A 22,307-nucleotide genomic window follows, 5' to 3' on the forward strand; every position below is an offset into this window, starting at 1 on the left:
AAATAAATCGATATAACACATTTTTGTATGGCCACTTCCGAAAGTCTGTCCGCGATACTCTTCAAGGGTTTATAATCAAACTCTTCGGGACACCGATTTGCCGCCAACCCATACCCCCGCAACAGCCCGATCGTCGCCCATCATGATGGTGGGAAAGAGAGCTTCCCAGATGTCGTCCGCTCGTGCCGCACGACCCGCGATGATGGGGGTGGAGGATAGGTTGAGTGCGATGATATCGGCCTCATAACCGGGGGCGAGGGTCCCGATTTTGTCCCCCATCCGCATCACGCCTGCGCTGCCCGCCGTCGCCAGCCACAAAAGCTGTGCCGGGTGCAGGGCCGTGCCGCGCAATTGGCCCACCTCATAGGCGGCGGCCATGCTGTGCAGCATCGAGAAGCTCGATCCGCCGCCCACATCCGTCGCAAGCCCTACCGGGATGCCTTCGGCAATCAGGCCTGCCACATCACACAGGCCCGATCCGATGAACATATTGGAGGTCGGGCAATGCACCACCCCCGTGCCCGTGTCCCGCATCACCGCGATTTCGCGGGGTTCCAGATGGATCGCATGACCCATCATCGCGCCGGGGCCAATAAGCCCGCGTGTCTCATAGGTGCTGAGGTAATCCTGCGCCTCGGGGAACAGTTCGTGCATTCGCGCGATCTCCGGCACCTGCTCGGACAGGTGGGTTTGCATCAGCGTGCCGGGATGGGCGGCCCAAAGCGCGCCTGCCATCTCCAACTGCTCCCGCGTTGAGGTCAGCGAAAACCGTGGCGTCACGGCATAGGTCAGCCGCCCCCGCCCATGCCATTTCGCGATCAGTGCTGCACTCTCATCATGGGCCGATTGCACGCTGTCCTGTAGCGCGGGGTAGAGGTCATTGCGGTCCATCATCACCCGCCCGGCGGCGATGCGCATCCCGCGCGCCTCTGCCTCCGTGAACAGGGCATCGACGCTTTCGGGATGGATCGTGCAGAAACTGGCGGCAGAGGTGATCCCATGCGCAAGGCAAGCATCAAGATATGCGCGCGCCACCTCCCGTGCATAAGCGGGATCATGAAACCGGGCCTCCTCGGGGAAGGTATAGGTTTGCAGCCAATCCAATAGCTGCTTGCCCCAGCTTGCGATGATCCGGGTTTGCGGGAAATGCGCATGGGCATCGACAAAGCCGGGCAGGAGGAGTGCGGTGCCCATATCCGTCACCTCTGCCTTTGGGTGTGCCGCGCGCATCTGGCTGGCATCCCCGACCTCCACGATCCGCCCGTCATGTATGCCGACCGCCCCATGCCGCAGGTGACGTGTGACGGCCTCCACTGGTTCGGCAAAGGGGGAACCGGTGAATTGCAGAGTTTGTCCAAGCAGGATATGTGAAATCATCGTGGCCGCGCCTATCTGTGGTCTCTCCCAAGTCTAAGGCATCCCCTGAATGAAGTCCCGCCTGCCCTTCGTCTTTATTATCTTCACCGTGATGCTGGATGCGATGGGTATTGGCCTGTTGATGCCTGTGCTGCCGGACCTGATCAGCGCGCTTGATGGTGGCAGCTTGGCGGATGCGGCCCGGTGGGGTGGGCTGCTTGCCTTTACCTATGCTGGGATGCAGTTCCTGTTCGGCCCTTTGGTGGGGGCGCTGTCGGACCGGTTCGGGCGACGGCCTATCCTGCTGATCTCTCTGGTGGGGATGGGGCTGGCTTATGTGATCACGGCCTTCGCGCCTTATCTGTGGCTGCTGTTCGTCGCCCGCGTCGTCAGCGGGATCACGGGGGCGACCTATTCCACCGCGAATGCCTATGTCGCCGATATCTCCCCCCGCGATAAACGGGCGGCGAATTTCGGGCTGGTCGGTCTTGGATTTGGCATTGGCTTCATCCTTGGGCCTGCGATGGGCGGCTATCTGGGGCAGTTCGGCTATCAGGCACCGGTGATTGCGGCCGCCGCCTTGAGTTTCGCCAACGCGATCTTCGGCTTTTTCGTGATGCCGGAGACGCTGAAATCACCGCGCCCGATTGTCTGGAAGGAGGCCGATCCGATCCGCGCAGTGATGAAGGTGCGCAGCCTGCCGGGGCTTGGGCCGCTTTTGCTCATCCTGTTCCTCTATACGATCGCGCATAATATCTATCCCGCGATCTGGGCGTTCTTCACCATTGAACGCTTCGCTTGGGACGTGAACATGGTCGGCATTTCGCTCGCCGCGTTCGGTATCTGCATGGCGATTGTGCAGGGCGGGCTGATGCGGATCATTCTGGCAAAGATCGGAGATTACGGCACGGCGGTGTTCGGCCTGACCATTGATATGCTGGTCTTTGGGATCATCATGTTTGTCACGCAGACATGGCAGATTTTTATGCTGATGCCGGTGATGGCACTTGGCGTGGTCGTGGGCCCGGCCCTCAACGGGATCATGGCAAATGCAACGCCTGATGACCGGCAGGGCGCGCTGCAAGGCGTGTTGGCGAGCCTTCAGGGCATTGCCGCGATCCTGTCGCCATTGTTGATGACGAACCTCTTTTCCGCGTTCTCGGGCGAGGATGCGCCGATCTATCTGCCCGCAGCCCCGTTTCTGGCGGCGGGGGTGTTGACCGCGATCTGCCTTGGCCTGTTGGTGCGGGCACGGGGCGCGCGGGTTCAGGATACGATCACTTCCAAGGGATCATAGGGCACTGCGCCACCGCCAAAGGCCATGCGCGACAGGCTATCGGGCTTGTGCCGACGCTGTAAGAGTTCAGCCTCCGTCACCCAGGACCAACGATTGACGACGCCTTCGGGATCCTCCCAGCCGGGCCGCACGTCACCCTCCGCCGTTGCATGGAAAAACAGATCGACCTGATGAAAACTGCCATCGGGGGCGTGAAACTCGTTCACACCGGCAAGCCCGCCCACGGTGATCTCCATCCCGGTTTCCTCCCGCACCTCCCGCCTGAGGTTATCGGGCAGGGAGGCATGGGCCTCCACCCCGCCGCCCGGCGCACACCACAGATCGGATTGCTGACCGGGATAGGCGTTCACGATCAACAGCCGCCCCTCCCGGACGATCAACGCCCGCACGCTCAACCGTGGGAATTTCATGCGTGCCTTCATATTTCTTTTTTCCATAAATACCTCCCGCCGGAGGCTCCCCACAGGAGCCACAAACAAAAAGGCCCGCCAAACTGGGGCGGGCCTTTCCGTATGTCATGAACCATATCAGTTCGGGATCGAGCCTTCGATGCCTTCGACATAGAAGTTCATGCCCAACAGCGTGCCGTCATCCGCCGTCTCGCCTTCGGCGAGCCACGGTGTGCCGTCCTGCTTGTTGATCGGGCCGGTGAACGGGTGCAGGTTGCCTGCCGCGATCTGGATCGCCGCGTCCATTGCCTGTTTACGCACCGCGGCCGGGATCACCGGGTTGAACGACCCGATGGAGGTCATGCCCTCATCAATGCCGTGCCAGGTATCCTGGCTCTCCCAAGTACCGTCCATCACCGCCTGCACGCGGGAAATGTAGTAGGGTGCCCAATCGTCGATGATGGAGGAGAGGCGCGAATTCGGGCCGAACTCCAGCATGTCGGACGCCTGACCAAAGCCATAGATGCCACGCTCTTCCGCGATGGTCAGCGGGGCGGTGGAATCGGTGTGCTGCAGGATCACGTCCGCGCCCTGTTCGATCAGTGCGTTGGCCGCATCCGCTTCCTTGCCCGGATCAAACCATGTGGAGACCCAGATGATCTTGAATTCCACATCCGGGTTCACGGATTTCGCCGCGAGGTAGGATGCGTTGATGCCCCGGATCACTTCGGGGATCGGGAAGGACGCGATATAGCCGATGGTGTTCGTCTCGGTCATGTGGCCCGCGATGATGCCCTGCACCGTGCGGCCCTCGTAGAAACGGCCCGAATAGGTGGACACGTTCGGCGTGTTGCGCTGATAGCCCGTTGCATGCTCGAACTTCACATCCGGGAACTGCGCCGCCACACGGTTCGTCGGCGTCATATAGCCAAAGGAGGTGGTGAAGATGATGTCATGCCCGGATTGGGCAAGCTGGCGGATCGCGCGCTCACTGTCGCCTTCGGGCACGCTCTCGATAAAGGTCGTTTCGACCTTGTCACCGAAATGCTCTTCAACCGCGATGCGGCCCTGATCGTGCTGGTAGGACCAGCCATAATCGCCCACCGGGCCAACATAGATGAAGCCAACCTTGGTCGGTTCGCCATGGCTTTCAGCCGATGCCATGCCGGTGGCAAGCCCAAGGGCCAGCGCCGCCGTGGCGAGGGTTTTGAGGATCGTCATAATTGTCACTCTCCGTGTTGCAAAAAGGGTTAGGGGCATCCCCGGGCTTTTGTTGTTGGCCTCAGGATGAGGCATGGAACACCCGGCCAAGACTTGCCGGCGCATTCAGCGCGGCGCGTCTGCGGTCGGATGACATGATGACGAGCACGATAATCGTCATCAGATAGGGTGTCATCGACAAATATTCGGCGCGGATCGGAACATTGAGCGCCTGCATGTTCAACTGAAGGATTGTAACGCCCCCAAACAGCCACGCACCAAGGATCACACGCCCCGGCTTCCAACTGGCGAAAACGACGATGGCCAGCGCGATCCAACCGATGCCCGCGGTCATGCCTTCGCTCCATTGTGGCACGCGCACAAGGCTGAGATACGCACCGCCCAGCCCCGCACAGGCGCCGCCGAACGCGATGGCGCCAAGCCTGATCAGGATCACCTTATAACCAAGCGCATGGGCCGCATCATGGCTTTCGCCCACCGCGCGCAGGACCAACCCGCCGCGCGTTTTGTTGAGGAAGAACCACACCGCCAGCACCAGAAAAAGGGAAAAATAAACGATCCAGTCATAGGAAAACACCACCGGCCCAATCACCGGCAGGTCGCTCAGCACGGGAATATCCGCGCGCTCCGTCTGGGGCGGGCGCATCCCGGTATAGCTTTGTCCCAAAAGGGCCGACAGGCCGAGGCCAAACAGGGTAAGCGCCAGCCCGGTCGCGACCTGATTGGACAAAAACACCTGCGTCAACACCCCAAAAACACAGGCCAAAAGCGCGCCCGCGATGGCAGCGAACAGAAACCCAAGGAACGGCGTCCCGGTCTCCACCGCCGCGATGAAGCCCGCGATGGCCCCCATCACCATCATCCCCTCAACGCCAAGGTTCAGGACGCCGGATTTCTCCACAAGCAATTCGCCCGTTGCCGCCAGCACCAATGGCGTGGCCGCAATCACCAGCGAGACGATCAATGCAATCGGGTCAAGCGAGCTTAGATCCAATGGGAGCCTCCAATCATCAGGCAATAGGCGCAAATCGCGGCAACGCCCACGGCCATCCCACCGCCCATGCGGATAAGATGCGCCCGGTTGAGATGCGCGCGGGCCATCCGGCGCAGGCGCGGGCTGACCAGCGCGAGGCTCGCGATGATCAGGGCTGCTGCCACATGCGCCAGCACAAACATCGCTCCGCCGCCATCATGGATCATGAAGGGCAGCATCAGCCCCATCCCGGGCCCCATCGCAAGCGGCATCCAAGAATGAGCATGTGTCATGCGACCCCCTTTCGCGCCCAGCGCACGCGATATTTCACGAACAGATCGAACCCAAGGAGGAAGAACAAAAGCATTCCCTGAAAAGTCGAGATTGCAGCCGCCGGCAATTGCAGCCGGAACTGCGCCGTCTCCCCCCCGATATAGGTGAGCGCCATCACAAGCCCTGCCAGAAGGATGCCAAACGGGTTCAACCGACCAAGGAAGGCAACGATGATCGCGGTAAAGCCGTAGCCCTGCGGCAGTGTCGGGACAAGCTGGCCAAACGGGCCTGCCGCCTCGATCATGCCCGCAAGACCTGCAAGCCCGCCCGATATCGCAAGGCACAGCACCGTCAGCCGCTTTTGCTTGACGCCCGCAAAGCCCGCCGCACGCGGGGCCGCGCCCAGCAGCTTGACGTTATAGCCGATCACATGCCGCTCCATCACGAACCACGCGACAATCACCGCCACGAGAGCGGCCAACACGCCAACATGCACCCGCGTCCCGTCAAACAGGATCGGCAGCACCGCGCTGTCATGAAACAGGCGGCTTTCGGGGAAGTTGAACCCCTGCGGATTGCGCAATGGGCCGGACACGATCGCGCGCAGAAATTGATCCGCGACATAGACCAGCATCAACGACACAAGGATTTCATTGGCGTTGAACCGGACCTTGAGGATTGCGGGCACCATGGCATAGGCCGCCCCGCCCAACATCCCGGCAAGCGCCATCAATGGCAGCAGCCACAGCCCCGCCGTGCCGTAGAACGCAAGCCCCACGGCAGAGCCCGCAATGGCCCCCATGATGAACTGCCCCTCCGCCCCGATATTCCAGATGCCCGCGCGAAAGCCAAAGGACAGGCCTATCGCGATCAGCACCAAAGGCGCGCCTTTCACCAGCAATTCCGAGCGGCTGAACGGATCGAAAAACGGGTCGATAAAGATGATGCGGATCGCCTCCACCGGGTCTTTGCCCAAGAGGACGAACAAGATCGCGCCGCCGATCATCGTGGCGATCACCGCAAGCACCGGTGTGGCCAGCATCATCGCGCGGCTTTGCTGGGGGCGGGCTTCAAGCCGGAACATGGGCGGGCTCCTCTGCGGTTTGACCACCCATGCGCTGCCCGATCTCTTCGATCGTGAGGCTGCCAGTGGGGCGCGGGGCGGATAGGCGACCGCCCGCGAGGATCGACAGGGTGTCAGACATTTCCATCAATTCATCAAGGTCTTGGCTGATGACGATCACCGCCGCCCCTTCGGCGGCAAGCTGGCGCAGCGCCTCCCGGATCGACGCGGCGGCAGCCGCGTCCACGCCCCATGTGGGCTGGTTCACCACCAGAACGCGGGGATTTTGCATCACCTCCCGCCCGATCACGAATTTCTGCAAATTGCCGCCCGAGAGGGATTTCGCCGCCGATCCGTTGCCCGGTGTGCGCACATCGAACGCCTTGATCACCGCATCGGCAAAGGCGCGCGTGGCGGTCCATTTCAGCACGCCGCTTGTGTCGAGTTTCTGGCGGATGCGCGCGGACAGCATGGTGTTTTCCGTCAGGCTCATATCCGGGGCCGCGGCATGGCCCAAACGCTCCTCCGGGGCGGCGAGAAGGCCCGCCGCGCGGCGCCTATTCGGCCCCATATGGCCCAATGCCACACCGTCAAGCGTGATCATCTCAGGCTGCACGCGCGCCTCCCCCGACAGGGCGGCGAGCAGTTCCTCCTGCCCGTTGCCCGCGACGCCCGCGATGCCCAGCACCTCCCCCTCCCGCAGGGCGAGGGTAATCTCGCGCAAGGACGTGCCGAAGGGGCTTGCCGAGGACAGCGACAATTCCCTGAGTTCAAGAATATCCGCGCCGGGCCGAAAATCCCGCGCGCCCGGGCTGCGCAACGTGGTGCCGATCATCATCTCCGCCAAGGATCGCGCGGTTTCGTCCCGTGGGGTGCAGGTCGCCACGACCTTTCCGCCGCGCAGGATGGTCGCCCGATCACACAGCGCGCGGATTTCTTCCAGCTTGTGCGAGATATAGAGGATCGCGACCCCTTCGGCGCTGAGTTTGCGCAAGGTGGCAAAGAGGATTTCCACCTCCTGCGGGGTCAGAACAGAGGTCGGCTCGTCCATGATCAGGAGTTTCGGGTTCTGCAACAGGCAGCGCACGATCTCCACCCGTTGCCGCTCCCCGACGCTCAGATCACCGATCAGCCGCGAGGGATCGAGCGGCAGGCCATAGGTGCGGCTGACTTCAGTGATGCGCGGACTGAGCACGCTGGGTGAGATTTTCTCATCCAGCCCCAGCGCGATATTCTCCGCCACCGTCAGCGCCTCAAAAAGCGAGAAATGCTGGAACACCATCGACACGCCAAGCGCGCGCGCGTCGCCGGGGCGGGTCGGCGCATAGGGCGCCCCATTGAGGACCATGCGCCCCTCATCGGGTTTCACTAGGCCATAGATCATCTTCACGAGCGTGGATTTGCCAGCACCGTTCTCCCCCAAGAGCGCATGAACCTCCCCCGGTGCGATGTCGAAACTCACATCATCATTGGCGATCACGCCGGGATAGGCTTTGCGCAGGCCAGTGAGGTCAAGAAGCGTGCTCATGCGGTGGCCTCCAGTGATGCGGTTTGGGCGCGCGCAAGGCGCAGTAATTCGGCAGCAACCCCAAGTGCGATGGCCGCTGGTTCCTTGCCAAGGCTGCGGTCGCCAATGGGGCAGGCAAGGCGCGCGATCTGCGCGGGCGTGTGACCCAATTCCGCCAACCGTTTGCGAAACCGCGCGGATTTCGTGGCAGAACCGATCAGGCCGAGATGGGCAAAGGGCTGTTGCAGCACGCGGTGGCAAATCTCCAGATCAAGCGCATGGGAATAGGTCAGCACCAAATGCACCGCCCGCGCCGGGGCCAATGGCACAGCCTCTGCCGGGTTGGCGGCCATCAGCGGGCTGACATAGGCCGGAACCGGATCGGGGAAGCGCGCGGGCGCGTCATCCACCAGCGTCACGTCAAACGGCAGACCATGGAGTGCGTGGGCAATCGCGCGGCCCACATGCCCGGCGCCATAGATGAACACCGGGATATTGGCCGGGCGCAGCGCCTCGACGATCCAGCCATCGGCGCACGTCAGGGGCTGACCGCGCCCGTCCCGAATGGCCTGTGCCGCGCGGCGCGCACCAAGGGGCAGGGGGGCAAGCTCGCGGGTGGGCGCATCGCCGGATGTGACCGGGCGCGCGACAAAGCCGGCGGGGGCGCTGCCCGGTGCGCCCTGCTGCGGCTCGCCCATCGCCGCGTCGTGATAGAGTTCAGACAGCAGCGTCACCGATCCGCCGCAGCATTGGCCAAGCGCGGGGCCAAGCGGGTAGGTCTGCATCCGCCGGCTCTGCTCAGCCGCGCCCAGCAATCTGCGCGCGGCCTCTGCCGCCTGCCATTCCAGCGCGCCACCGCCGATCGTGCCCGATTGACCGTCAGACCATACAAGCATCGCGGCACCTGTTTCTCGCGGACTGGACCCCGCGAAATCGGTGATCACCACGCGCACCACAGGCCCATGCGCCGCGATGGCGGCGGCAAGGGCGCTCTGGTCAAACCCGCTCACCAGCCGCGCCCATGGCCGCGCTCTACGGCATTCAACAGACGCTCCGGCGTCGCGGGCAGATCAAACAGCGGATCGCCCCCCGCCTGCGCCACCGCATGTTGCAGCGCCGACACGACGGAGATGGGCAGCATCAGGGGCGGCTCCCCCACGGCTTTTGAGCGGTAAACGGTCTGCGCTGGGTTCTCCCCATCGAAAAGGTCAACGTTGAACACTTTGGGCCGATCCGAACAGGCCGGGATCTTGTAGGTGCTCGGCGCATGGGTCCAGAGCGCGCCGGAAGGATGCCAGACCAGCTCCTCCGTCGTCAGCCAGCCCGCGCCCTGCACATACCCGCCCTCAATCTGCCCGATATCAATCGCGGGGTTCAGCGAATTGCCCACATCATGCAGGATGTCAGCGCGCAGGATGCGGTTCTCCCCGGTCAGGGTGTCCAGCGCCACCTCTGATACCGCCGCGCCATAGGCGAAATAGTAGAACGGCGTGCCCCGTCCCGCGTCGCGGTTCCACGCAATCTCAGGCGTGGCATAGAAGCCGGTGGCCGACAGGCTGATCCGGGCCATATAGGCCTCTTTCACCAGATCGGCGAAGGGAAACTCCGCGCCCGCGATATCCACGATTCCATCGCGGAACACCACTTCCTTGGGGTCGCACACGAAAAAGTCGGAGGCGAAATGCACGAGCCGGTCGCGGATCGTCATGCACGCATTATAGGTCGCCATCCCGTTAAGGTCCGATCCGCTGGACGCGGCAGTGGCGGAGGTGTTCGGGACCTTCGCCGTATCGGTCGCCGTGATCCTGACCGCATCAATCGGCTGGCCAAACACGCTCGCGGCGACGGCGGCCACCTTGGTGAACAGGCCCTGACCCATTTCCGTCCCGCCATGGTTCAGCCGGATGGAGCCATCGGTGTAGATATGCACCAACGCGCCTGCCTGATTGAGGTGGGTGAGCGTGAAGCTGATGCCGAATTTCACCGGCGTCAGGCCGATGCCCCGCTTGATGACGGGGGAGGTGCGGTTCCACGCCTCAATCTCTGCCCGCCGTGCGGCATAGTCGGAGGAGGCCAGCAGTGCTTCAGTGATCTCGTGGATGATATTGTCGGTGACGGGCTGATGATAGGGTGTGGTCTGCCCGCCTGCGCCGGGCTTGTAGTAGTTCACCTGCCGTATTTCGAGCGGATCACGGCCAAGCGTTTGGGCGATATGCTCCATCACCCGCTCAATCCCCACCATGCCCTGCGGCCCGCCAAACCCGCGAAACGCGGTATGCGAACAGGTGTTGGTTTTTAGCCGGTGCGAGGTGATGCGCACATCCGAAAGGTGATAGGCATTGTCGGTGTGCAGCATCGCGCGGTCCGCCACGGGCAGCGACAGATCCTGCGACCAGCCGCAATCGACGTAATGGGTCATATCAAGCGCCAAAAGCCGCCCATCCTCGTCAAACCCGGCCTTGTATTGCAGCCGGAACGGATGCCGTTTGCCGGTGATCGCCATGTCGTCGTCGCGGTCATAGCGCATCTTGCACGCTTGGCCCGTGACGCGGCTCGCTAACGCGCAGGCGATGGCCAGATGATTGCCCTGACTTTCCTTGCCGCCAAACCCGCCGCCCATGCGGCGGGTGATGGTGGTCACGGCATGAAACGGGATATCGAGCGCTTCGGCCACTTTGTGCTGAATTTCGGTCGGGTGCTGGGTGGAGGAAAGGATCGTGACCTCCGCCCCCTCGCCGGGGATGCACAGCGCTGCCTGTCCTTCGAGGTAGAAGTGTTCTTGCCCCCCCAGATCGAAGCTGCCCTTGATCACATGGCGGGCTTTGTCGAACGCGATCTCCGGTTTGCCCTTGGTATAGACCCGCTCTTTCCCGCCCGCGTCGAACCGGGTCGGGTTTGCGATGGCATCATCCAGCGACAGGATCGCGGGCAGCGGGGCATATTCGATCCGCGCGGCCCGCGCTGCGCGACGGGCGGCAAGATGGCTGGTGGCCACAACGATGAAAATCGGCTGGCCATGATACTCCACCAGATCGGAGGTCAAGAGCGGCTCCGGCGTGGGGGAGGGCGACACGTCATTGCGCCCCGGAATATCCCGATCCGTCAGCACCGCCACGACACCGGGTGCGGCGCGCACCGGGTCAAGGTCCATCTGCGTGATATGGCCATGCGGGCAAGTGGACGTGCCGAAAGCCAGATGCAACGTGCCCTCGGGTGTCGGAATATCATCCACATAATGGGCCTGCCCGGTGACATGCAGGGGCGCGCTGTCATGCTTGTTTGACTGATGCACGCTCATGCCGCCCCCCGCCCGACAAGCCGCGTTGCCCCCATATCGCCGCTTGCTTCCGCGTAATAGCGGATTAGCAGGTTTTGCGCGGTGCGCAGCCGGTACTCCGCTGAGGCGCGCATATCGGAAAGGGGCGTGAAGTCATCCCCCATCCGGGCCGCGGCCTTTGCGATGGTCTCAGGCGTGAAGGGTTGGCCGATCAGCGCGTTCTCCACTTTAGTGGCGCGTTTCGGTGTGCCGGCCATGCCGCCAAAGGCGATGCGCGCCTCGCTCACCACGCCCTCCGCCTGCCGGATCACGAAACAGCCGCACAGGGCGGAGATGTCCTGATCGAACCGTTTGGAGATTTTGTAGCAGCGCAGCGCGTCCTCCTGATCAGGGATAAAGAGGCTTTCGACAAATTCGCCGGGCGCGCGATCCTGCTTGCCATAGTCGATAAAGAATTCTTCCAGCGGCAGCGTGCGCCGTTCGCGATCCTTGCGCAGCGTGACCGTGGCGCCAAGGGCGATCAGCGCGGGTGAGCCGTCCCCAATGGGAGAGCCATTGGCGATATTCCCGCCAATGGTCGCGGCATTGCGCACCTGAACCGAGCCATAGCGCCGGATCAATTCCGCAAAATCGGGGTGGCGCGCGGCCATGTGCGGCAAAAGCGCTTCAAGCGTGACGCCCGCGCCGACATTTAGCCCATCCTCCGTCTGCTCAATCTGTTTGAGCGCTGCGACGCGGTGCAGAAAGATCATCGGCTCGACCGCGCGGAACTGTTTTGTGACCCAAAGACCCACATCGGTGGCCCCGGCCACAATCGTCGCTTCCGGCTCATAGGCATAGGCGCGCGCCAACGCATCAAGGCTTGCGGGCAGCATCGCGCCCGAGAGGTCCATATCCTCGCCCGCCAATTGGGTCAGGGCTGCGGTTTCGTCCCATTCCCAATCGGGCTGGGCCTCCTGTGCGGCGGCCGCGGCCGCGCGCAAGATCGGCGCATAGCCGGTGCACCGGCACAGGTTCCCGGCCAACACATCGTCATGATCCTCACGCCCCGTCCGGTGCGCGGCATAGAGCGACATCACGATACCGGGCGTGCAGAACCCGCATTGGGAGCCGTGATGCGCCACCATGGCGGTTTGCACCGGATGGAGCCGCCCATCAGGGGCCGCGATCCCCTCCACCGTGCGCACTGCTTTCCCGGCCAGTTGGGGCAGGAACAGGATGCAGGCATTGACCGCGCGGTGCAAAAGCTGTTCGCCCTCCAACTCGGTCACCATCACGGTGCAGGCCCCGCAATCGCCCTCATTGCAGCCTTCCTTGGTGCCGGTGAGGCGCGCGCGTTCCCGCAGCCAATCAAGCAGGGTCGTGGTGGGCGGCACCCCGTCCACATCCACGCGCTGACCGTTGAGGATAAAGGAAATCGCCATCAGCTTCCCCGATATGTCGAAAAGGAATAGGGGGAGATCAGCAAAGGCACATGGTAGTGATCATCCTCGGCCATGCCAAAACGGATCGGCACTTCATCAAGAAACAGGGTCGCGGGCAGGCTCGCATCCTGCGTGCGCAAATAGGCCCCGGCCTGAAACACCAACTCATAGTTGCCGGTCTCAAACGCGTCTTGCGGCAGGATCGGCCCGTCGGTGCGCCCATCCGCATTTGTCACCTTTTGGCACAGATGCGTGCGCGCGGAGCCATCAAGCCGGTAGAGGTCAATGACCATCCCCGCCGCCGGGCAGCCGCGTGCGGTGTCCAGCACATGGGTTGTCAGAAATCCGCGATTGTCACTCATGCTTTGCCCTGTCTGCTTGGCGCAGGACATGTGCCCGTCCCACGGCGGACAATGACGCCCTATATTGCGCTGCAATGCAAGGGGGGTATCTGGGGAAAGCGTGACCGGGGGGCCGCGCGCCTACATCACTTCGCGATAGCCCAGCGTGCGCAGCGTGTCGGCATCGACTTTGCGGTAGATATATTCCAGATCGCGTTTGCGAAAATCCTGCTTGATCCGCGCATAGCGGTATTTGCGGGCGAAATCCTCATACCGCTGATCCCCGCCCCGCGTTGCGCGCCGCACATGGGCGAACGCGTCGGTGACGGCTGGGATATGCTCTCCCAAAAAACCGAGGGTTTCCTGAAAATCGCTCAGGAGGTCTTCATACCGGATATGGACCACGTTTTCAGACAGATCGCGCAAGGCGAGACAGCCGCGCATTTTCTGGTTCCAAAGTTCCATTGGTGTTTCCAGTTCGTCCATGTCCAGCCCGTCGCGTTGCATCAGCGGCCATGGGCTTTGCAGGAATTGCTCGAATGTCTGGCTTTCCACCTTGGCCAGCGGGTTGTCTGGCCGCTCGTGCAGGGAGCGCAGGAAATGCACGGGATGTTTGGTGATAACGACAAACAGCGTATGCGCCGAATGCGGAGCGGAGCGCACGATATCGAGCGGCGGCGCGGCGTGGGTCCAGCCGAAATCGGAATAAAGCAGCCGCTCGTGGTTCTGATCCTGAAGCTGGATGTTGAGCGCCTGCCGATCCCGTGGCCGGGCAGTTTGCAGCACCCGGCGCAGCACACGCCGATCAAGGTCGAACCCCCCGCGCAGAAGGTCCGTTGCAAAATTCTTCTCTATGAGCTTGGCAAGATAAGTGGCACCGCAATTCCGCTCGCCAAATATCTTTGTATACATGACCGTCATAGATCGCTTCCCTCGGCCCCCGCTCGCGGAATGTATTGGGCATGGGGCAAAGCCGCAACCGATCACTTGGTGATTTGAGCCGCGCTGGCCCATGGTGGTGGAGTAATCTGCAAACCGGTCGGTCAATCGGCGATGATCGGGATAAAGCCAACAATCCTCATTTTGTTTCCCGCGCGCGGAGGCTACGGTTTGCCCATGACTGATCCCCGATTCATCCATTTGCGCGTGCACACCGCCTACTCCCTTCTGGAAGGGGCGATGGCCGTGAAAAAGCTGCCCGATTTCGCGAAAAAGGCGGGTATGCCCGCTGTCGCCGTGACCGATTCCAACAACAATTTCTGTGCGCTGGAATTTTCCGTGACCGCCTCTGGCGCGGGGTTGCAGCCCATTATCGGGGCGGAGTTCGATCTGGCCTATGCCCCGCCGGAGCGCCCCGGGGATCGCGCGCCGCTGCCATTGCCGCTCGTGTTTCTGGCGCAGACGGAGCAGGGCTATCAGAACCTCATGCGGCTCAACACGCGCTTTTATCTGGAGAGTGGCGATCAGGTGCCGCATCTGACGGTGGAGGAGATCGCAGCCCATGCCGAGGGCCTGATCTGCCTCACCGGCGGGGCGGAGGGGCCGCTTGGCAAGCTCATTCAGGACGGGCAACGGGCGAAGGCGGATGCGCTCTTGGACCGGCTGGCCGCGATTTTCGGCGACAGGCTCTATATCGAAGTGCAGCGCCACCCCACTGGCACCACCCGGCGCACGGCAGAAGAAGCCGCGACCGAGCCTGCCTTTATCGACATGGCCTATGCGCGTGATCTGCCGCTTGTCGCTACCAACAACGTGCATTTCCCGACCCGCGATATGTATGAGGCGCATGACGCGCTGATCTGCATCGCGGATGGCACCTATGTGGACCAATCCGCCCCGCGTCGCCGCCTGACGGAGGAGCATTACTTCAAATCCGCCGATGAGATGGCAGCGCTGTTCGCGGACCTGCCCGAAGCGCTGGAAAACACGGTGGAGATCGCCCGCCGCTGCGCGTTCAAGGTGGAAACCCGCAAGGAGATTTTGCCGAAATTCGCCGATGACGAAGTGGAGGAATTGCGCCGTCAAGCGAAAGCGGGCCTGAAAGAGCGCCTTGCCGTCATCCCCCACGCGGCCCCGGAGGAGGAATACTGGAAACGGCTCGATTTCGAGCTTGGCGTGATCGAGGGCATGGGCTTTCCGGGCTATTTCCTGATCGTTGCCGATTTCATCAAATGGGCCAAGGATCACGACATTCCGGTCGGGCCGGGGCGGGGATCGGGCGCGGGCAGCCTCGTGGCCTATGCGCTGACGATCACCAACCTTGATCCGTTGCGGTTCAGCCTGCTGTTCGAGCGGTTCCTCAATCCTGAACGTGTGTCCATGCCCGATTTCGACATTGATTTCTGCATGGACCGCCGGGAGGAGGTCATCCGCTATGTGCAGGAGAAATACGGGCGGGACAAAGTGGGCCAGATCATCACCTTTGGTGCCTTGTTGTCGAAGGCGGCCGTGCGCGACGTGGGCCGGGTTTTGCAGATGCCCTATGGTCAGGTGGACCGCCTGTCGAAGCTGATCCCGGTGGAGGGCGTCAAACCCGTCAGCATCGAAAAGGCGCTCGCGGATGAGCCACGCCTGCGCGAGGAAGCAAAGCGGGAGGAGGTCGTGCAGCGGCTCCTTGATATCGGGGCGAAGCTAGAGGGGCTGTTGCGCAATGCCTCCACCCATGCTGCTGGTGTGGTGATCGGAGACCGCCCGCTTGATCAGCTTGTGCCGCTTTATAAAGACCCGCGCTCCGACATGCCCGCAACCCAGTTCAACATGAAATGGGTGGAGCAGGCGGGGCTCGTAAAATTCGACTTTCTGGGCCTGAAAACCCTGACGGTGATCCAGAACGCGATTGATCTGTTGCGGTTGCGCGGTGTCGAGGTCGATATCGACGCGATCCCGTTGGATGATGAGGCGACCTATCAGCTTTACGCCTCCGCGCAGACGGTCGCGGTGTTTCAGGTGGAAAGCTCTGGCATGCGCGACGCGCTGCGCCAGATGAAGCCGACCTGTCTGGAGGACATTATCGCGCTTGTGGCGCTCTACCGGCCCGGCCCGATGGAGAATATCCCGAAATTCTGCAACGTGAAGAACGGGAAAGAGGAGCGCGACGGCCTGCATCCATCCATCGACCATCTGCTCGATGAAACGCAGGGCATCATCGTCTACCAAGAACAGGTGATGCAGATCGCGCAGGAAATGGCGGGCTATTCACTCGGCGGGGCGGACCTGTTGCGCCGCGCGATGGGCAAGAAGATTCAGGAGGCGATGGACGCCGAACGCCCGAAATTCCTCAAAGGCGCGGGGGAGAATGGCGTCGACGAGAAAAAGGCGCTGGAGGTGTGGAACCTCCTCGATAAATTCGCCAATTACGGTTTCAACAAATCCCACGCGGCGGCCTATGCGCTGGTCAGTTATCAAACCGGCTGGCTGAAGGCGAATTACCCGGTCGAGTTCATGGCCGCGGTGATGAATTGCGATATCCACCTCACCGACAAGCTGAACGTCTATAAGCAGGAAGTGGACCGGCTGGAGATTGAGGTCGTGCCGCCTTGCGTCAACCGCTCTGACGCGCTGTTCACGGTAAAGGACGGGGCGCTGGTCTATGCGCTGGGCGCGCTCAAGAATGTGGGCGTGGAGGCGATGAAACTGATTGTCGCGGCGCGCGAGGACGGCCAGTTCAAGGATCTTTTTGATTTCGCACGGCGGGTCGATCTGCGCAAAGTGGGCAAACGCCCGCTGGAGATGCTGGCGCGCGCGGGCGCGTTTGATCAGCTTTCAAGCAACCGGCATCAGGTGTTTCAGTCCTTGGATGCGCTGGTGGCCTATTCCGCCGCGACCCATGACGATAAGGCCAGCGCGCAGGCGGGCCTGTTTGGGGACGCGGGCGAAGCGCTGCCCGCCCCGCGCCTGCAAAATCCCGATGACTGGCTCCCAACAGAGCGGCTGGCGGCGGAGCATCTGGCGATCGGCTTCTACCTCTCTGGGCATCCGCTGGATGATTTCATGCCAGCGCTTCGGCGCAAACGGGTTGAGACGCTTGAAGAACTCACGAAAAAGGCACGGCGCGGCACAATCGCGGGCCGTCTTGCCGGGACCGTCAGCGCCAAACAGGTGCGCAAATCCGCGCGCGGCAATCGGTTTGCCTTCGTGGCCTGCTCCGATCCCACGGGGCTCTACGAAGTTACGGTGTTTTCCGACACGCTGGAGGCGGCGGGCGATCTGCTGGAGACGGGCCGCAACATCGTCATGACCGTAGAGGCGGAACCGGACGGGGAGGGGATCAAGCTTTTGTGCCGGAGTGTTCTGGCCGTGGAGGACGTGACCAAGGATGCGGGTGCGACGGGGCTGCGGATCTTCCTCAACGACGCAGGCGCGCTGCCATCGGTTGCGAAACGATTGGGGGAGGTCAGCGGCGCACGCCGTGCGGGCGGGCCAGTGAACCTTGTCCTGATGAGCCCCGACCTGCCGGGGGATGTGGTGATCGACCTGCCAGACCGCTACGCCCTGACCCCAGTGGTGCAAGGGGCGATCAAGGCCATTGGTGGGGTCGTGCATCTAGAGGAATTCTGACCGGGCGAGGGGTCTAGCGTTCCAAAGCCTCCGGCGGGAGGTATTTGGGGAAAAAAGAGGCACGGGGTGCGGTCATGGGGCGATGGCCGTCCCGGACCAGTCGGGGGCCGAAAACGCAAAGCGGCGGTGATGGTCGCGGCCAAGGTGCAAACTGTCGAGCGATGTAAGCGTGACCCGCAGCACGGCAAAGGCCGCCTGATCCTGCCCTTCGGGCTGCGTGTCCGCTGCCAACGGCGTGCCGGGGGCCGGGGTCGCACCATAAGCACCGCGGGACGGATCGGGGACACGGTCCCAAAACTGCGCGACATCCGCGCCAGTCAGGACGGAGGCCATGCCCTTGAGCCGGATTTGCAGATGCGCGCGCGCGTCCCAGATGTGGAGCGAGACGCGGGGATCATCAGTGATCTGGCTGACCTTTGGCGTTCGGAGATCGGTATGCAGATCAACTGTGCCAAGGGCACGGTCCACGCCACGCAGCACAAGCGTGCGTTGCTCCGGCCCGTCCGGCCCGCAGGTGGCCAAGGTCGGGTGGCGGGTGGCGGCGTGCCGGTCTTTCGTGCCGCGCGCCAGCAGGGTCCAGACCTGATCAAGCGTGCCATCTGGCGTGGTGTACCAATCACTCATAGCCCGTCATCTCCAGATAACCGCGCCCCTGATGCGTGCCGCTGAACCGGATCGGCCCTTCCCAATAGGGAAAGAGCGTGTCCATCCAGCTTTGTGTGTTGAGGGGCGTGGTGTCGACTTCCAGCCCTTTGGACGGGATGCTCACCCGCCACGCGGTCGGGATCTCCCGGCCCGCCACGTCCGAGAGTGCCAAGGGCGTGAAGGCAATCGCACCATCGGGCAGGGGTGTCGGGCTGCCATCCTCCGTGATCCAGGTGCCGGAGGTGTAGCTGCGTCCGTCCGTCTGGCGCAGCTGAAACGCCATGACGCGGCTGCCATCCTCCAGCGAGAGGGAAAACCAATCCCAGCCAAGCTGATCATCCGCCAAAGGCTGCGAAGACCATTCGCGGTCGAGCCATGCCTGCCCGGTGACCACCATCGGGCCATCGGGCAGGCTCAGTGTGCCTGTCACCTCATAGAAGGGTTGCGAATAGTAATAGGACGCCTGCCCGGCGGCGGATTTCACCGAATAGCCCTCATCGCCGTGCGGCACGATGGGATGGTCAGCGGTCAGCGACAGGTCATAGGCGAAATCGGCCCCGGTTGCGCTGACCTGCACCCTACGCGCCAAATCCGGGCCCTGCATCGCCCAATCGTCGATCCAGGCATGGAAGGGGCTCGCGGTCACGCCCGCTTGTCCGACACCGCCGCGCGCCAGACGCTCTGCCACGAAATGCTGCTCCGGGGTGGTCAGTCCGGCATGGCCGAGCCAGATTTGCGGGGAGGACCAGCCTGCGCGTTCTTCGGGGGCGAGGGCAGATCGGAACAGCGTCCATTGCACGCCATAATCGCGGCCATCTGCGCCGGTGAGCGTGGCCGTCAGATACCACCATTCGATGCGGTAGGTGGGGTGGGGGCCGTGATCGGCGGGAAAGTCGAACGCCAAGCCGCGCGCTGGCACGGCAAAGCCATCAGCCTCCGTCCCCAATCCGGCGAAGCCCTGCGCCCAAGCCGGCCCGGCCAGAAACAGGCAGATGATCAGTGCCTTAACGTTCATGTGCAAACACCCTCACCAAATCCGCTGGATTGATCGTCGCGAGCCTGCGCACGGGGAGGGCCGCGGCAATGCCCGCCGCCAGCAGGGCCAGCCCACCGAGCCGCAGCCAATCCGCCGGGAACAGGTCCATCGGCAGGCGCCAGCCGAACGCCTCGACATTCACCACCGCCAGCAGCACCCACGCCAGCGCCAATCCCACCGGCAGCGCCGCGATCATCGTCATGAGCGCCAGAAGAAGCGTCCGGGCAAGGTCCAGAACCGCAAGCCGCCGCCGGGTCAGCCCCATCGCCCAGAGCGGTGCCAGTTGCGGCAATCGCATGGAGGACAGGGTCAGAAGGCTCGTGAGCATGGCAATCGCCGCCACGCCCAGTGTCAGCACATTTAGTGCCGCCGTGACGGCAAAGGTCCGCTCGAACACCGACACGGAGAACGCCTTGAGCGCGGCTTGATCAATCATGTTGCGCTCCGTCAGGCCGCGCGATTGAAGCTCTGCCATCAAGGGTGCGACGCCTTCGGGTGCCATGCGCACGGCATAGCGCAGCCGCTCCACATCCGGGAAGCGGGCCGTGAGTTGCGGCAGGTTGATCAGGATCTGCCCGGTCGGATTGCCATAATCGGAATAGACACCGACGATCTGAAACGTCCAGCCGGGCAGGAGGGTAATCTCCTCTCCCACCGTGAAGCCCTGCCGCCGGGCAAGCTGTTCGTTGATCATCGCGCCGGTGCCAAGGGCCACTTGATCCCATGGATCGGCGGCTTGGGACAAAAGCGGCCAGTTGTCGCGATAGGTCGCGTCATCCGCGATACCATAAAGGGTCACGGGCGCGCCTCTCACGGTGATCTCCGTGTTCCAGATGGGGAGGATTCTGTCAGACCGGTTCGCGATCAGGGGGCTGATGTCCTGCCACTGCGCCTCACTCTCTGCGGTGATATAAAGTTCAGCGGCAAGGCGCTGATCCAGCCATCCGGTGAAGGTGGTGCGGAAGCTCGACACCATAGTGCCCACCCCGATATTGGCGGCAAGCGCCAGCAACAGCGCCATCAGCGCCAGCGACAGGCCCGGCAACTGTTGGCGCGTGTCGGCCCAAAACCATTGCCAGAGTGCCGCGCGCGCCAGCCGCTCCCCCGCGATCAGCAGAAGCGACAGGATCGGCGGCAGCATCAGTGCCGCACCTAGGAGCAAACCGCCCATCAGCGCAAATCCGGCGATCAGGCCAGAGCCAAGCCATGCGGCCAAGCCGCCGCCCGCCCATAGGAGCAGAGCCGCGACCGCCTGCATGGTCATCCGCCGTTCCGACACGCGCGCCCATGCGCGTGGCTGCGCGGGGGCCAAGAGCGGCATCCGGGCTGCGCGCCACAGGCTGCTTGCTGCCGCCACGCCCGCCCCGACAATCGCGATCGCAAGCCCGCTGAGCCACCATGCCGGGTTCAATGTCAGCACGCCCGACACTTGCGCCCCATAAAGCCCACGGAGGGAGGCCGCCACATCCGGCAGCAAAACGCTCGCCACCAGATAGCCAAGTGCGACGCCGATAACGCCAGCAAGGCCCGCGAGGATCAGCAATTCCGCCGCTAGAAGCGCGATCAGCGTGCCCACCGGTACGCCAAGCGCGCGCAAGGTCCGAAACATCGCGCGGCGCTGCTCAAAGGCAAGGCCAATCGCGGCATGAACGATGAAGAGGCCCACCGCGAAGGACAACAGCCCGAACGCGGTCAGGTTGAGGTGAAAGCTGTCGGTGAGCCGCGCAAGGTCATTCTCGGCCTGCGGGCTGCGCTGTTGCAGATCGGGGGCGATGTCTGTCAGGGATGCGCGGCCAAGCGGCTGGTCGGGGTGCAGCAGCAATCGGCTCACCCGCCCATCCATCCCCAGCAGGCGCTGGGCAATGCCGATATCCATCACGACAACACCGGGGGCAAGGTCGTCCTGCACGCGCAAAGGCGGCAGGGCGGTCGTGGCGTCGGCAATCTGGCGCGCCGTCTCCGCCGAGGTGAAGGCAAGGCCCGGCGGCGTGATAAAGGGATAGAGCCCGTCGCCGCCCTCAAATGCCCCAAGGGCCGCTTGCGGCGGCGTCGTCACCGGATCAATCCCGAGGATCCGCAGGCGCAGATCGCCCACGCGGATGCTGCCCTCCACCACCGGGGACACCTGCCAACCCGCGCGCCGCAGCGCGATATAGCTGTCTTGCGACAGATCGTTGCCCGCGCGGGGCACAAGACTGTCGAGCCGATCCTGTCCCAGCACCGCGGCGGCGCGATCATAGCTCGCCCGTGCCTCCGCATTGATCGCCTGCACGCCGGACCACAGCGCCGTGGCCACTGCCAGCCCAATCAGGAGCGTCGCAAGTTGCACCGGACGGTAGCGCCAATGTGACAAAAGCGCAGAAAGGGCCGTGCGCCACATCATTCCGCGATCCGGCCCGCTGACAGATGCACCCGGCGCGCCATCCGGTCCGCAAGCCGGTTGGAATGGGTCACCATCAGGAACCCCGCGCCGGTCTGCGTCACCAGATCGCGCATCAACGCGATCACCGCATCGCCCGTTGCCTCATCAAGATTGCCGGTCGGCTCATCCGCGAGCACCAGTTTCGGCCGTGCCGCGAGCGTGCGCCCGATGGCGACCCGCTGCTGTTGCCCGCCCGAGAGATGCTCAGGATAGCGGTGCAGCAGCCCGGACAGGCCCAGACGCGCGACCAATTCCTCGGTCCAGCCCGGATCCTCCCGCCCCGCAAGCCGCGCCTGAAAGGACAGGTTCGCGCCGATGCTCAGCGACGGGATCAGGTTGAATTGTTGAAAGACCAGCCCGACGCTGCCGCGTCGCAGCTCAGCACGCGCGGCATCGGGCAGGGTCGTGATGTCCGTCCCGTCGATCACAATGGCCCCGGCATCCGGCGCATCCAGTCCCGCGATCAGATGCAGGAGCGTGGATTTGCCACTGCCGCTCTCCCCGGTGAGGGCCAGCGTCTCCCCCG

17 protein-coding genes and 1 pseudogene are annotated in these 22,307 nt (G+C 63.2%); 2 read left to right on the forward strand and 16 right to left on the reverse strand.

What is annotated here, in order from left to right:
* Window positions 1-75: 75 nt before the first annotated feature.
* Window positions 76-1,374, reverse strand: a complete 1,299-nt coding sequence (gene guaD / locus FHS89_RS05340) for a guanine deaminase (protein ID WP_425502778.1) — start codon at window positions 1,372-1,374, stop codon at window positions 76-78.
* Window positions 1,375-1,426: 52 nt separating this feature from the next.
* Between guaD and FHS89_RS05345 the strand changes: the two genes are divergently transcribed.
* Entirely contained in the window at window positions 1,427-2,653 is a 1,227-nt protein-coding gene (locus FHS89_RS05345) for a TCR/Tet family MFS transporter (protein ID WP_184009317.1), read from the forward strand.
* Here the strand turns inward: FHS89_RS05345 and FHS89_RS05350 are convergent.
* The 11 genes from FHS89_RS05350 to FHS89_RS05400 form a co-directional block, all read right to left on the reverse strand.
* Entirely contained in the window at window positions 2,623-3,063 is a 441-nt protein-coding gene (locus tag FHS89_RS05350) for an NUDIX domain-containing protein (RefSeq protein ID WP_184009319.1), read from the reverse strand. The genes FHS89_RS05345 and FHS89_RS05350 overlap by 31 nt on opposite strands.
* Before the next feature lie 117 nt (window positions 3,064-3,180).
* Window positions 3,181-4,263, reverse strand: coding sequence for a BMP family ABC transporter substrate-binding protein (locus FHS89_RS05355; protein ID WP_184009321.1), 1,083 nt, complete (start codon window positions 4,261-4,263; stop codon window positions 3,181-3,183).
* Window positions 4,264-4,324: 61 nt separating this feature from the next.
* Window positions 4,325-5,257: an ABC transporter permease gene (locus FHS89_RS05360; protein ID WP_184009324.1), complete on the reverse strand. Its 933-nt coding sequence runs from the start codon at window positions 5,255-5,257 to the stop codon at window positions 4,325-4,327.
* Window positions 5,248-5,529 carry a hypothetical protein gene (locus FHS89_RS05365; RefSeq protein WP_184009326.1) on the reverse strand — a complete coding sequence of 94 codons (282 nt, stop codon included), beginning with the start codon at window positions 5,527-5,529 and terminating at the stop codon, window positions 5,248-5,250. The genes FHS89_RS05360 and FHS89_RS05365 overlap by 10 nt, the downstream gene beginning before the upstream one ends.
* Window positions 5,526-6,593, reverse strand: a complete 1,068-nt coding sequence (locus FHS89_RS05370; RefSeq protein WP_184009328.1) for an ABC transporter permease — start codon at window positions 6,591-6,593, stop codon at window positions 5,526-5,528. Before FHS89_RS05370 ends, FHS89_RS05365 begins: the two co-directional genes overlap by 4 nt.
* On the reverse strand, window positions 6,580-8,100 hold the full coding sequence (locus tag FHS89_RS05375; protein ID WP_184009330.1) for an ABC transporter ATP-binding protein: 1,521 nt from the start codon (window positions 8,098-8,100) through the stop codon (window positions 6,580-6,582). Before FHS89_RS05375 ends, FHS89_RS05370 begins: the two co-directional genes overlap by 14 nt.
* Window positions 8,097-9,089 carry a xanthine dehydrogenase accessory protein XdhC gene (gene xdhC / locus FHS89_RS05380; RefSeq protein ID WP_184009333.1) on the reverse strand — a complete coding sequence of 331 codons (993 nt, stop codon included), beginning with the start codon at window positions 9,087-9,089 and terminating at the stop codon, window positions 8,097-8,099. The genes FHS89_RS05375 and xdhC overlap by 4 nt, the downstream gene beginning before the upstream one ends.
* Window positions 9,086-11,377, reverse strand: coding sequence for a xanthine dehydrogenase molybdopterin binding subunit (gene xdhB, locus FHS89_RS05385; protein WP_184009335.1), 2,292 nt, complete (start codon window positions 11,375-11,377; stop codon window positions 9,086-9,088). The genes xdhC and xdhB overlap by 4 nt, the downstream gene beginning before the upstream one ends.
* On the reverse strand, window positions 11,374-12,780 hold the full coding sequence (gene xdhA / locus FHS89_RS05390) for a xanthine dehydrogenase small subunit (protein WP_184009337.1): 1,407 nt from the start codon (window positions 12,778-12,780) through the stop codon (window positions 11,374-11,376). The genes xdhB and xdhA overlap by 4 nt, the downstream gene beginning before the upstream one ends.
* Window positions 12,780-13,142, reverse strand: coding sequence for a hydroxyisourate hydrolase (gene uraH, locus FHS89_RS05395; RefSeq protein ID WP_184009339.1), 363 nt, complete (start codon window positions 13,140-13,142; stop codon window positions 12,780-12,782). The genes xdhA and uraH overlap by 1 nt, the downstream gene beginning before the upstream one ends.
* 120 nt (window positions 13,143-13,262) lie before the next feature.
* Window positions 13,263-14,042: a hypothetical protein gene (locus tag FHS89_RS05400; RefSeq protein WP_184009341.1), complete on the reverse strand. Its 780-nt coding sequence runs from the start codon at window positions 14,040-14,042 to the stop codon at window positions 13,263-13,265.
* 195 nt (window positions 14,043-14,237) lie between these two features.
* Between FHS89_RS05400 and dnaE the strand changes: the two genes are divergently transcribed.
* Entirely contained in the window at window positions 14,238-17,678 is a 3,441-nt protein-coding gene (gene dnaE / locus FHS89_RS05405) for a DNA polymerase III subunit alpha (protein WP_184009343.1), read from the forward strand.
* Window positions 17,679-17,750: 72 nt separating this feature from the next.
* On the opposite strand, the gene FHS89_RS05410 is transcribed toward dnaE, so the two are convergent.
* From FHS89_RS05410 to FHS89_RS05425, 4 genes and pseudogenes are all read right to left on the reverse strand, one after another.
* A complete protein-coding gene (locus tag FHS89_RS05410) occupies window positions 17,751-18,302 on the reverse strand; it encodes a pyridoxamine 5'-phosphate oxidase family protein (protein ID WP_184009345.1) in 552 nt (183 codons plus the stop codon).
* Window positions 18,295-19,338: a lipocalin-like domain-containing protein gene (locus tag FHS89_RS05415; RefSeq protein ID WP_184009347.1), complete on the reverse strand. Its 1,044-nt coding sequence runs from the start codon at window positions 19,336-19,338 to the stop codon at window positions 18,295-18,297. The genes FHS89_RS05410 and FHS89_RS05415 overlap by 8 nt, the downstream gene beginning before the upstream one ends.
* A complete protein-coding gene (locus FHS89_RS05420; protein ID WP_221229295.1) occupies window positions 19,328-21,739 on the reverse strand; it encodes an ABC transporter permease in 2,412 nt (803 codons plus the stop codon). The genes FHS89_RS05415 and FHS89_RS05420 overlap by 11 nt, the downstream gene beginning before the upstream one ends.
* A pseudogene (locus tag FHS89_RS05425) lies at window positions 21,739-22,305 on the reverse strand (ABC transporter ATP-binding protein); the annotation flags it as partial. The pseudogene FHS89_RS05425 and the gene FHS89_RS05420, both read right to left, overlap by 1 nt.
* Between the last annotated feature and the right edge of the window lie 2 nt (window positions 22,306-22,307).

It is taken from the genome of Rubricella aquisinus (assembly GCF_014199445.1).
GTDB lineage: Bacteria > Pseudomonadota > Alphaproteobacteria > Rhodobacterales > Rhodobacteraceae > Rubricella > Rubricella aquisinus.

Coding starts and splice junctions, on each gene's coding strand:
- xdhA (WP_184009337.1), bottom strand. CDS start 12,780: ATGGCGATTTCCTTTATCCTCAACGGTCAGCGCGTGGATGTGGACGGG.
- FHS89_RS05375 (WP_184009330.1), bottom strand. CDS start 8,100: ATGAGCACGCTTCTTGACCTCACTGGCCTGCGCAAAGCCTATCCCGGC.
- FHS89_RS05410 (WP_184009345.1), bottom strand. CDS start 18,302: ATGAGTGATTGGTACACCACGCCAGATGGCACGCTTGATCAGGTCTGG.
- FHS89_RS05365 (WP_184009326.1), bottom strand. CDS start 5,529: ATGACACATGCTCATTCTTGGATGCCGCTTGCGATGGGGCCCGGGATG.
- FHS89_RS05370 (WP_184009328.1), bottom strand. CDS start 6,593: ATGTTCCGGCTTGAAGCCCGCCCCCAGCAAAGCCGCGCGATGATGCTG.
- dnaE (WP_184009343.1), top strand. CDS start 14,238: ATGACTGATCCCCGATTCATCCATTTGCGCGTGCACACCGCCTACTCC.
- FHS89_RS05400 (WP_184009341.1), bottom strand. CDS start 14,042: ATGACGGTCATGTATACAAAGATATTTGGCGAGCGGAATTGCGGTGCC.
- FHS89_RS05415 (WP_184009347.1), bottom strand. CDS start 19,338: ATGAACGTTAAGGCACTGATCATCTGCCTGTTTCTGGCCGGGCCGGCT.
- FHS89_RS05350 (WP_184009319.1), bottom strand. CDS start 3,063: ATGAAATTCCCACGGTTGAGCGTGCGGGCGTTGATCGTCCGGGAGGGG.
- uraH (WP_184009339.1), bottom strand. CDS start 13,142: ATGAGTGACAATCGCGGATTTCTGACAACCCATGTGCTGGACACCGCA.
- FHS89_RS05355 (WP_184009321.1), bottom strand. CDS start 4,263: ATGACGATCCTCAAAACCCTCGCCACGGCGGCGCTGGCCCTTGGGCTT.
- FHS89_RS05420 (WP_221229295.1), bottom strand. CDS start 21,739: ATGTGGCGCACGGCCCTTTCTGCGCTTTTGTCACATTGGCGCTACCGT.
- FHS89_RS05345 (WP_184009317.1), top strand. CDS start 1,427: ATGAAGTCCCGCCTGCCCTTCGTCTTTATTATCTTCACCGTGATGCTG.
- xdhB (WP_184009335.1), bottom strand. CDS start 11,377: ATGAGCGTGCATCAGTCAAACAAGCATGACAGCGCGCCCCTGCATGTC.